This window comes from Candidatus Eisenbacteria bacterium (assembly GCA_016867495.1).
Classification (GTDB): Bacteria; Eisenbacteria; RBG-16-71-46; order CAIMUX01; family VGJL01; genus VGJL01.
Genome location: VGJL01000087.1, coordinates 1 through 10,640, shown reverse-complemented (window position 1 = coordinate 10,640; position 10,640 = coordinate 1). Strand labels below are relative to the sequence as shown.

The window sequence follows — 10,640 nt, the reverse complement described above, 5'->3', positions numbered from 1 at the left end:
CCTGTGCGCGCCGCAGTAGTGGATCGCCTGATGGATCGACGGCGCGCCGAAGTCCTCCCCCGCGTGGACGGTCACGTTGATGTTGTTGTTGAGGATCTCGTAGAACGCCTTCACATGGTCCTTGGCAGGATAGTCCTTCTCGGCTCCCGCCAGATCGAAGCCGACGACCCCCTTCTTCCTGTAAGAGACGGCGAAGCGCGCGAGCTCCAGGCTCACCTCCGGGGAGATGGTCCGGATCCCGCAGAGAATGACTCCGCTGACCATGCCCAGCTTGAGTTCGGCGTCCCGAAGCCCCTGAAGGACAGGATCGACGATCTCCGGGAGCGAGAGGCCCCGCCTCGCATGGAGGATCGGGGAGTAGCGGACCTCGAGGTAACGGATGTTCTCCCGGGCCGCGTCCTCCGCCAGCTCGTAGGCGACGCGGCGGAGGGCCTCGGCGTCCTGGAGCACGGAGATCGCCGGCTCGAACATCTCGACATACTCGCCGAGGTTCGCGCCCGTCCTCGGGGTCAGCATGGCTCGCAGCTCCTCGATGCTCCCGGCGCCCAGCTCGATCGATCTCCGCTCCGCAAGCTCCCAAAGGGTCTCGAGGCGGAGCGAGCCATCGAGGTGGCAATGTAGATCGGTCTTTGGCAGGGACTGAATCAGCGAGATCGGGATCGACACCTGGCCTCCATTCGTTCCTGGATCTTATGCGCCGCCTGGCCCGCGTCGCGGAGGATCGTGGCTGCGGGGAATCCCGCCATGCGTCCCCGCTTGACGATCATCCGCCCTTCAACCCAGACCTGCTCGACATGTTCCCGGCCCGCCCCGTAGAGAACGCGCCCGTGCGGGTCGGGGCCGCTCGGGCACATCCCGGGAGCGGCTGCCGGATTGAGGATCGTGAGGTCCGCCGCCTTTCCCGGCTCGATGCTCCCGATCTCCTGCTCCATCCGCAGAAGGCGGGCCCCATCGATCGTGCCCATGGCGAGGATCTCGGAGGGATCCACGGCGGCGGGTCCGTGGAGCGCGGCGATCGCGGAGGCCGCCCGGCGCATCTCGTCGAGGAGATCGAGCCTGTTGTTGCAGGCCGCTCCGTCGCAGCCGATGCCGACCGGGACTCCAGCCCTCCGGAGCGAACGGACGTCGGCCGTGCCCGAGCCGAGCTTCGCGTTGCTGCCCGGGCAGTGGACCACGGCCGAGCCGGTCCGCTTGAGCACGGCGCGATCGGCCGCCGACAGCCAGATCGCGTGCGCCGCGCGAAGGCGCCGGCCCGCGGCGCCGATGCGGTCGAGATAGACGAACGGAGTCGATCCCGTCTTCCGGCGAACCATCTCGACCTCCGTCCGCGTCTCGCACGCGTGGGTGTGGATCAAGAGATCGTGGCGCCGGGCCATCGCCACGACCGCGCGCCAGCCCCGCTCGCTGACGGAAGGGATGAATCGCGGGGCGAGGCAGAGGCCGACACGCTTGGACCTCTTCGCGCGCAGCAGGCGCTCGGTCTCGGCGAGGGCGTCTCCGACTTCCCGCAGAAGCGAGCGGGGGACGCCCCGTCCCTCGTCCATCAAGGCCGTGCCGGTCACGACTCTCAGGCCGGACCTCTCGGCCGCACGCAGGATCGCCTCGGTGTGTCTTGTGGTCCCCATGTCGAGGATCGCTGTCGTTCCGCCCGTGGCCAGCTCGAGGAGGCCGAGAGCCGCAGACGCTTCCACCGTCGATGCGTCGTGGGCGGCCTCGAGGGGCCAGATGCGGCTCCTGAGCCACAGGGAGAGCGGAAGGCGATCGGCGAGGCCCCTCATGATCGTCTGGCAGAGGTGCACGTGGGTCTGGACGAGCCCGGGGATGGCGATCCGACCCGGCAGGAAGACCTCTTCCTCGCCGCGGGATCCCCCGCGCCCCGGGGGCAGAAGGGCCGCGATCCGGCCCCGTCGATCGATCCTGATATCCGCCTCGATGACCGTCCGCTTCCGGTCCATCGTGAGGCAGGTCACGCCCCTCAGTATCAAGCTTCACTCCCCATAGACCGCCCGATTGCGGTCCTTTACACTGCCTGAGGCTGCCGGATGGATCTCTTGGCGTGCCGGTAACCCTGGGATGCGAGTCGGACAGGCAAAGTACCCCGGAGGAGGGGTGCGGGTCAACGGCCCGCGCGGAGGCTGAGACGGAGGTCCTTCTTACAGGCGACCAGATCGAGCGGCGGGTCCGCGAGCTGGGAGAGCAGATATCCCGCGACTACGCGGGGCGCGTTCCCGTCCTGATCGGCCTGCTGAAGGGGTCGGTTCTCTTTCTCTCGGACCTGGTTCGGATCCTGACCATCGACGTGGAGATCGACTTCATCTCCATCTCCTCCTACCGGAACCGCTCAACGACCTCCGGCTCGGTCCGCCTCTTCCGGGATCTCGACAGCGACATCCACGGGCGGGATGTGCTGATCGTGGAGGACATCATCGACAGCGGGCTGTCGCTGGACTACATCTGCAAGATGCTCCTCGCTCGCTCCCCGCGGTCGTTCGCCATCGCGGCCCTCCTGGACAAGAGGGTCGAGCGCCGCGCCGAAGTGCCGGTCGATTACATCGGCTTTCCGATTCCCGACCGCTTCGTCGTCGGCTACGGGCTCGACTACCGCGAGCGCTACCGCGGGCTTCCCCATGTCGCCGCTCTCGACGCCGCGGAGCTGTCCGGGGAAGAGGGGGGATTGACGTGAGCGGCGCGAGCGGACGGGGCATCTACGTCGGGATCTGCGGCAACATCGGGGTCGGCAAGACCCGCCTGACGCGGGTGCTGTCCGAGCGGCTCGGCTGGGAGGCGTTCTACGAGCCGGTGATCGCCAATCCCTACCTCGAGGACTTCTACGCGGACATGGCCCGCTACGCCTTCCACCTGCAGGTCTTCTTCCTCTCGGAGCGCTTCCGGGCGATGCAGACCTGTGTCGCCGCCGGCAGGTCGCTGATCCAGGATCGGACCCTCTACGAGGACGGCGAGATCTTCGCGCCCACCTTGCGGGACCTCGGCATGCTGAGCGACCGCGACTACCAGAACTACCGGGCCCTCTACGAGACTCTCCTGACGACCGTCCGTCCTCCCGACCTGATCCTTCTCCTCACCGCCCCGACCGATGTCCTGCTGGAGCGGATACGCCGGCGGGACAGGCCGTACGAACGGCACGTCGACGCCGCCTACCTGGAGCGTCTCGAGCGGCGGTACGAGGAGTGGGGAAGCAAGATCGAGCAGACGGTGCCAGTCCGGCGGATCGACACCTCGAAGCTCGATCTCGAGAAGGGGGACGGGTCGCTCGAGAGGATCGTCGCCGATCTGACCGCGTGGGCGAGGGGGGAGGGATGACGACGCAGGCGCCGCCGCGGCGCACGCTGATCGGAATCGCCGGCGGCACGGCGTCGGGGAAGTCGTTGGTCGCCGTGCGGATCTTCGAGGCCCTGGGCGGGCGCCAGGTCGCGGTCATCCGGCAGGACCACTACTACAAAGACCTCTCGCATCTCTCCTGGGAGGACAGGATCGGGACCAACTTCGACCATCCCGACGCCTTCGATACCGAGCTTCTGCGCGACCACATCCGCCGGCTCCTCATCGGGGAGGCCGTGGATCAGCCGAACTACGACTTCACGCGCCACATCCGGCTCTCCGATGCGACGCGCGTGGGGCCTCACCCGATCTACGTCCTGGAAGGGATCCTGATCCTCGACGACGAGGATCTGCGATCGATGATGGACATCAAGGTCTATGTCGACGCCGACAGCGACGTGCGGCTGATGCGCCGCATACGGCGCGACGTGACCGAACGGGGACGGACGCTGGAGTCGGTGCTGGATCAGTACGAGCGCTACGTCCGCCCGATGCATCTGACCTTCATCGAGCCGTCCAAGCGCTACGCGGACGTGATCATCCCGGAAGGGGGGCACAACAGGGTCGCGATCGATCTCTTGAAAACCAAGATCGCGTCGGTGCTGGCCGAGCGCTGGCCCGTCGAGGAGGGTGGGTCTTGAGCCACGATCTCCCGCAGGGCACCGGATGGATCGAAGTGATCTGCGGCCCCATGTTCAGCGGCAAGACCGAGGAGCTGATTCGAAGGATCCGCAGGGCGCAAATCGCGCGGCAGAGAGTGGCGATCGTGAAGCCCTCGACCGACGACCGCTACGGGGCCGACCACATCGTCTCCCACAATCAACAGAAGATCCCCTCGCGACTGGTCCGGAACTCGGGGGAGGTGCTGGCGGTGGCGGCCGAGGCGGATGTGATCGGCATCGACGAGGTCCAGTTCCTGGATGCAGGCATCGTGGAGGTCTGCGAGGAGCTGGCGAATCGGGGCAAGCGGGTCATCGTCGCGGGGCTCGACCAGGACTACACGGCGCAGCCCTTCGAGCCGGTGCCTCAGCTTCTCGCGATGGCGGAGTACATCACAAAGACTCTGGCGATCTGCGTCCGCTGCGGGAATCCCGCCAACCGGACGCAGCGGGTCGGCCGGGCCACGGGCAGGATCGCCGTCGGCTCGGGAGATCTCTACGAGGCGCGGTGCCGGCGCTGTTTCGAAGAGCCCAAGGAGGAGACGACATGAAGACTGCTTCCCGTTGCCCGCTGCATCGGCGGCCGGCGAAGGCTCCCATCGGCCGAAGCGCCCGCCTCGCCCTGGGGATCCTCCTCTGCGGCGCGCTCCTCGGATGCGGGGGGGGAGATCGCAAGGGATCCGGCGCGGGAGGCCTGCACGTCGGGCTCGTCTTCGATGTAGGCGGAATCGGCGACAAGAGCTTCAACGACTCGGCCTATCGCGGTCTCCTGAAGGCCCGCGACGAACTGGCGGTCACGGTCGACTATCTGGAGCCCGCGGAGGGGACCGACAGGGAAGCCGCGCTGCGCCAGATGGCCGCGGGCGCTCCCTCGCTCATCCTGGGCATCGGCGCGCTCTTCACCGATGACATCAACGCCGTGGCCTCCGAGTTCCCCGGCAAGAAGTTCGCCTGCGTCGACTACACCTGGCAGGAGGGGATGGTGGTTCCCCAGAACGTCGTCGGGCTGAAGTTCCGCGAGCAGGAGGGGTGTTTCCTGGTCGGGGCGGTCGCTGGCCAGGTGACGCAGACGGGCGTCGTGGGTTTCGTCGGCGGGATGGACAACGCCCTCATCCGCAAGTTCGAAGCCGGCTACAGGGCGGGGGTGGCGGCCGTGAATCCCGGCTGCAGGGTCCTTGTCAACTACGCCGGAGTGACCGCGAACGCCTACAAGAATCCCGCCAAGGGGAAGGAGCTCGCCCTCGCTCAGTACGATCACGGCGCGGACATCATCTTCCATGCCTCCGGTTCGACGGGCCTCGGAGTCTTCGAGGCGGCCCGCGAGCGCGGCAAGCTCGCCATCGGCGTCGACGCGGACCAGCAGGCGGAGGCCCCGGGGCACATCTTGACCAGCATGATCAAACAGATCGACATCGCTGTCTTCGAGACGATCCAGTCCGCGAAGGAGGGGACCTTCGCCGGGGGAGTTCGCGAGATGGGGCTGGCGGAGGGGGCTCTCGACTACGTCTACGACGACAACAACAAGCGATGGATCACCGATGAGATCCGCGCGCGGGTGGAGGGACTGCGGGCCGATCTTCTCGCCGGGCGGATCGCGGCCCCGATCCGCTAGACTCTGGCCCGTGGGCGCTGTCGTTTCCTTTCGGGGGATCACCAGGAGGTTCGGCTCCCTTCTCGCGAACGACGCGATCAGCTTCGACGTGGAGCGGGGAAGCGTCCATGTCCTCCTCGGAGAGAACGGCGCCGGCAAGACCACGCTCCTCTCGATCCTGGCCGGTTTCCTGCGCGCCGATGCCGGGGAGATCCTGATCGATGGGCAACCGCTCGAGCAAGGGAGCCCGCGCGTTTCGCTCCGGCGGGGGATCGGGCTCTGCGCCCAGCACTTCCTTCTTGCGGGCGCGCTGACCGGGGCGGAGAACATCCTGCTCGGATCCCCCGAGTGCGTGGGACTCCGGACCCTGCCCAGGGCGAGGCTCGATCGCCTCCTTGGCATCGCGCGGGCGAATGGACTGGACGCGCCGCTCGATCTGCCGGTCGAGGAGCTCTCGGTCGCGGAGCAGGAGCGGATCGAGATCCTGAAGCTCCTCGAACGCGACTGCTCGATCCTGGTCCTCGACGAGCCGACCTCCGTGCTCGCCCCATCGGAGGTGCGGCCTCTCTTCGCGACGCTTCGCGCCCTCGCGGCGCAGGGCAAGACGATCCTCCTCGTGACGCACCGCCTCGCGGAGGTGACGGAGATCGCCGATCGTGTGACCGTCCTGCGGGGCGGACGCGTCGCCGGCGAAGCGGCGGCCGGCGAGATCGATCGGGACCTTCTGGTGCGGTGGATCGTCGGGGAGGAGATCCAGCCGCCGCTCGCGCGCCGGGAGGCCCGACCGGGGGAGACCGTTCTGGCTCTCCGCTCGCTCCGGTGCGGAACCGGCGCCTGCGCGCCTCAGGACGTCAGCCTCATGGTGCGCGCCGGCGAGGTCGTCGGCATCGGCGGCGTCCTGGGGAACGGTCAGACCGAGATCGTCCGGGCGATCACCGGCCAGATCCCGATCCAGAGCGGCGAGATCGAGATCCTCGGACGGAGATGGGGAGCCCCGCAGCGGACCCGACTCGCCGATGAGATCGCTTGGATTCCCGAGGACAGACGCGCCGAGGGCCTCGCCCTCGAGATGAGTTGCGGCGAGAACCTGCGCGTCGGATTGCCGTGGCGTCTCTTTCCGGGGCGGCGCGCCGCGGTCGATCTCCTGCGCGGGTTCGACGTCCGCCCCCTCGACCCTGAGCTTCCCGCGGCCAGTCTGTCGGGCGGAAACCAGCAGCGCCTTCTCTTGGCGAGAGAGATGTCGCGGCGCGCGCGTCTGCTGCTCGCGGTGCACCCCACGCGGGGCCTCGATCCGGGCGCCACGGCCTTCGTGCACGAAAGGCTCCTGGCCGCGCGCGCGGCGGGAACCGGCATTCTCCTCGTGACCGGGGATCTCGCCGAGCTGCTCGCCCTCTCGGATCGGATCGCGATTCTCTTCAGGGGGAGGGTCGGCTACGCCGCGGAGGCCTCGGGGGTGGACGGCCAGGCGATGAATCGAGCGCTCGTGGGGCTCTCGCCGTGACGAGCCGCCGCCTTCTGTTGCCGGTCGTCGCCGCCGCGATCGGCCTCGTCGCGGGGGCGCTTCTCGCCGGGCTCTTCGGCGCAAGGCCGGATCGGTTTCTCATCCTGCTTCTCGGGGAGACGCTCGGATCGGGTTACGGGATCGGCCAGGTCCTCTTCAAGGCCACGCCGCTCATCTTCACGGGACTCGCCGTCGCGCTTCCGTTTCGCGCTGGGCTCTTCAACATCGGGGCGGAAGGGCAGATGATGGTCGGCGGCTTCGCGATGGCCCTCGCGGGAATCCACCTGGCGTCGGTTCCGGGCCCGTGGCTCTGGCTGCTGTGTGTGGCGGCGGCTTTCCTCGCGGGAGGGATCTGGGGGGCCATCCCGGGTCTCCTGAAGGCCCGTACGGGGGCGCACGAGGTGATCGTGACGATCCTGTTGAACTTCGTCGCCGCCGCGCTCGTCAACTACTTCCTCTCGCGCAGCTACGCGCTGCCCGACACGGTGCGAACGGCGACGCTGGGAGAGGGCGCGTGGATGGCCCGCGCCTCCGACGCGTTCGGCTTCTTCCGGGGCTCGGGCCTCTCGACGGCGCTCCCCTTCGCGCTCGCGGCCGCGATCGCCTGCGATCTGCTCCTCCTGCGCTCGCCGCTCGGATTCCACTGGAGGATCCTGAGCGGGGGACTGCGCCGCGCCCGTTACGCGCGCCTCTCGCCGGGGCTCCTGAGCGCCCTTTCGATGGGACTTGCCGGGGCGATCGCCGGGGTCGGGAGTTGCTACTACGTTTTGGGTTACAAGCACTACTTCGAGGAAGGCTTCACGTCAGGATCCGGCCACGTCGGAATCGCGGTGGGCCTGCTAGCGCGCAACCGCCCGGCCGCCATTCCGGTGAGCGCCCTCCTGTTCGGCGTTCTCTCGCAGGGTGGGCTCGTCGTCAATCAGCTCGTTCCGAGGGAGCTCGTCGACGTGATCGTCGCCGCGATCCTCATGATCTTCATCTCGCTCGACGCCCGGAGCCGGGAAGGAGGCCTGCGGTGGATCTCCTCCTGAGCGCGCTCGCCCAGATCGCGAGGATAGCCGTCCCCTACGCGCTCGTCGCGGTGGGGGGGACGCTGTCGGAGCGCAGCGGCGTCGTCAACATCGCCCTCGAGGGGATCCTGCTGAACAGCGCCTTCGGCGCCGCGGTGGGGACGATCAGCACGGGTTCGCCGGAGGCCGGCGTGCTCTGCGCGATCCTTGCCGGCGCATCGACGGCGTTGCTTCACGCCCTCGTGACCGTCAGGGGGAGGGCGGACCAGATCGTCTCGGGGCTCGCCATCAACATCGGCTCCTTCGGCGCGACCCGAGCCCTGCTCAAGGCGCTCTACTCGAGCGCGAGCAACTCGCCGCGCATCCTGGAGCATCCGATCGAGCCCGTTCCGCCCTTCGGCCTTCTCGGGCCCCTTGGAGATGTGATCGGGCAGCCCCTCTTCTTGGCGGCCCTGCTCGTCTGTCTTGTCGTTCACCGGCTGCTTCTGCGCTCGGGCGTCGGCCTGCTCGTGCGGGCAGCCGGGGAGCGCCCCGCCGCCCTCGACGCGAGCGGCGTCGGCGTGGTCGGCGTGCGGACGATGGCGGTGGTCCTCGGCGGAGCGATCGCGGGCCTCGGAGGGGCCTGGCTCGCCTTTCAGCAGAACTCGTTCACGGACGGAATGTCCGGGGGAAGGGGATACATCGCTCTGGCTGCCATGATCGCCGGGAAGTGGAAGCCCGCCAGCGCCGTTGCCGCCTGCCTGTTGTTCGCCGCGGCCGAGACGGTACAGATCCGTCTCGCGGGACGCGGGATCCCGACCCAGTTCCTCCAGATGATCCCCTATCTGGTCGCGCTCGCCGTCCTGGCCGGATGGGTTGGCCGGGCCGTCGCCCCCGCGGCGATCGGGCGTCCCTACCGCAGGGGCCAGGAGGAAGGATGAGCGACGCCAAGCGCGCGGCGGAACATCTTCGCGGGTGGATGGGGACCGCTTCACCCTCGCTCGCCGTCGTCCTCGGTTCGGGCCTCGGAGGGATCTCCGAGTCCCTCGAAGAGAGGAAGACCATCCCCTTCACCGAGATCCCTGGGTTCCCTTCGGCCGGAGTGGCGGGCCATGCCGGCTTCCTCCACAGCGGAATCTGGGGCGGCAGGCCCGTTCTCCTCTTTCAGGGGCGCGTCCATCTGTACGAAGGGCATCCGCTCAGGACCGTGACGCTCCCCGCGCGAACGGCGGCGGAGCTGGGAGTGAGCCGTCTCGTCCTGACGAACGCGGCCGGATCGTGCGACCGCGAGATGTCCCCCGGGACGCTGATGCGGGCGAGCGATCTGATCGATCTCTTCTTCCGTCGGTTGCGGGAAGGGATGGCCTCGCCCAGGATCGGCGCGGCGCCTCTCCTCGACCCCGCCTTGGGCGAACTTCTCGATCGCGCGGCGTGCCTTTCCGGCGTCGAGCTCCGAACCGGCGCTCTGTGCGGCAGCAGCGGCCCGTCCTACGAGACGGCGGCCGAGATCCGCCTATGGCGCCGGCTCGGGGCGAGGGCGGCGTGCATGTCCACGATTCCGGAGGCGTTCGCGGCGCGGAGGGCGGGAGTGCGGGTGGCCGCGATCTCCCTGATCACGAACTACGGCACGGGGATCGCCGGCCGTCCCCTCTCCCATGAGGAGGTCGTCGAATGGGCCGCGGTCGCAGGAGAGCGGCTTGCGCGGCTGCTGCGCAAGGCCGTCGAGATGGACGGATGACTCGGGCCCGAGAATCGTGACGCTGGGCCGGGTGGAGATGTAGTATCTCCCGAGAGGCGAAATCGAGGATCCCCGGCGGGGGACTGACCATGAAGGAGGAAGATCGATGTCGAGAGCGATTGGAGGGAGACGGAACGGGGCGGGCGTCCTCCTGGGATGCGCGCTCCTGCTGGCCGCGATGGGATTCGGGGGTTGCGGCGACGATGATTCGGGACCTCCGGTGGTCCCGCCCGACAAGCTCGCGCCGCCCACCAGTGTCCTCGTGGTCAACGGCGACCTGTCGATCACGGTTCGCTGGACAGCGAGCCCCGATGAGTCGGCCGAGGACTTCAAGCAGTACAACATCTACCGTGGGACCTCCTCGCTCCTTTCCATCGATCCAGGCCAGCTCGAGCAACTGGGCCACAAGATCGGAAGCGTGGGGAAGGGGGTCGGGACGATCCAGACGGTCGTGGCCAACGGCACCCTGTACTACTTCCACGTCCGGTCGGTGAACGAGGACAGCGAGCTGAGCGACGCCTCCAATGAAGTGATGGGCGCGGGCCGCGCGGAGGGGCAAGACAAGATCATCGAGGAGTTCTCATCGAGCGGCGACAGCGGTTTCGACTTCTCGGCGGGCAACTCCGTCGCTCTCAGTCAATCGAATCCGGATCGGTTCACGCTGACCGACATCTACCTTGGGACCGGCGCGGCGGACGATGATCCCGGCTCCGTCCTCTCCCTGAAGAGCCCCGAGCTGCTCGCCCGCTTGAACACGGAGTGGGCCAGCAAGCGCGCCGGGGTCAAGTTCCTCGGCACCAACTGGGAAGCGAGCACCGCGCCC

12 protein-coding genes are annotated in these 10,640 nt (G+C 68.3%); 10 read left to right on the top strand and 2 right to left on the bottom strand.

The features are described 5' to 3' along the window. Both FJY88_08885 and FJY88_08880 read right to left on the bottom strand, forming a co-directional pair. Positions 1–666, bottom strand: a 666-nt coding sequence (locus tag FJY88_08885; protein ID MBM3287448.1) for an adenosine deaminase family protein, incomplete at its 3' end; no start/stop codon positions are given. Further along, positions 645–1,985, bottom strand: a complete 1,341-nt coding sequence (locus FJY88_08880) for an amidohydrolase family protein (protein ID MBM3287447.1) — start codon at positions 1,983–1,985, stop codon at positions 645–647. The genes FJY88_08885 and FJY88_08880, both read right to left, overlap by 22 nt. An 83-nt stretch (positions 1,986–2,068) precedes the next feature. Here FJY88_08880 and hpt point away from each other — a divergent pair, with 83 nt between their 5' ends. The 10 genes from hpt to FJY88_08830 form a co-directional block, all read left to right on the top strand. Continuing rightward, positions 2,069–2,683 (top strand): hypoxanthine phosphoribosyltransferase, encoded by a 615-nt coding sequence (hpt, locus tag FJY88_08875; GenBank protein MBM3287446.1) that lies wholly within the window; start codon positions 2,069–2,071, stop codon positions 2,681–2,683. Then, positions 2,674–3,321 carry a deoxynucleoside kinase gene (locus tag FJY88_08870; GenBank protein ID MBM3287445.1) on the top strand — a complete coding sequence of 216 codons (648 nt, stop codon included), beginning with the start codon at positions 2,674–2,676 and terminating at the stop codon, positions 3,319–3,321. Before hpt ends, FJY88_08870 begins: the two co-directional genes overlap by 10 nt. Further along, positions 3,318–3,980, top strand: coding sequence for a uridine kinase (locus FJY88_08865; protein MBM3287444.1), 663 nt, complete (start codon positions 3,318–3,320; stop codon positions 3,978–3,980). The genes FJY88_08870 and FJY88_08865 overlap by 4 nt, the downstream gene beginning before the upstream one ends. Continuing rightward, complete coding sequence (locus FJY88_08860) at positions 3,977–4,549, top strand: thymidine kinase (GenBank protein ID MBM3287443.1); 573 nt, start codon at positions 3,977–3,979, stop codon at positions 4,547–4,549. Before FJY88_08865 ends, FJY88_08860 begins: the two co-directional genes overlap by 4 nt. Next, entirely contained in the window at positions 4,546–5,610 is a 1,065-nt protein-coding gene (locus FJY88_08855; protein ID MBM3287442.1) for a BMP family ABC transporter substrate-binding protein, read from the top strand. Before FJY88_08860 ends, FJY88_08855 begins: the two co-directional genes overlap by 4 nt. Beyond that, positions 5,537–7,090 (top strand): ABC transporter ATP-binding protein, encoded by a 1,554-nt coding sequence (locus FJY88_08850; protein ID MBM3287441.1) that lies wholly within the window; start codon positions 5,537–5,539, stop codon positions 7,088–7,090. The genes FJY88_08855 and FJY88_08850 overlap by 74 nt, the downstream gene beginning before the upstream one ends. Continuing rightward, positions 7,087–8,121 (top strand): ABC transporter permease, encoded by a 1,035-nt coding sequence (locus FJY88_08845; GenBank protein MBM3287440.1) that lies wholly within the window; start codon positions 7,087–7,089, stop codon positions 8,119–8,121. The genes FJY88_08850 and FJY88_08845 overlap by 4 nt, the downstream gene beginning before the upstream one ends. Further along, positions 8,106–9,020: an ABC transporter permease gene (locus tag FJY88_08840; protein MBM3287439.1), complete on the top strand. Its 915-nt coding sequence runs from the start codon at positions 8,106–8,108 to the stop codon at positions 9,018–9,020. The genes FJY88_08845 and FJY88_08840 overlap by 16 nt, the downstream gene beginning before the upstream one ends. Beyond that, positions 8,951–9,817: a purine-nucleoside phosphorylase gene (locus FJY88_08835; GenBank protein ID MBM3287438.1), complete on the top strand. Its 867-nt coding sequence runs from the start codon at positions 8,951–8,953 to the stop codon at positions 9,815–9,817. The genes FJY88_08840 and FJY88_08835 overlap by 70 nt, the downstream gene beginning before the upstream one ends. A 106-nt stretch (positions 9,818–9,923) precedes the next feature. Then, on the top strand, positions 9,924–10,640 hold a 717-nt coding region (locus FJY88_08830), incomplete at its 3' end, for a hypothetical protein (protein ID MBM3287437.1).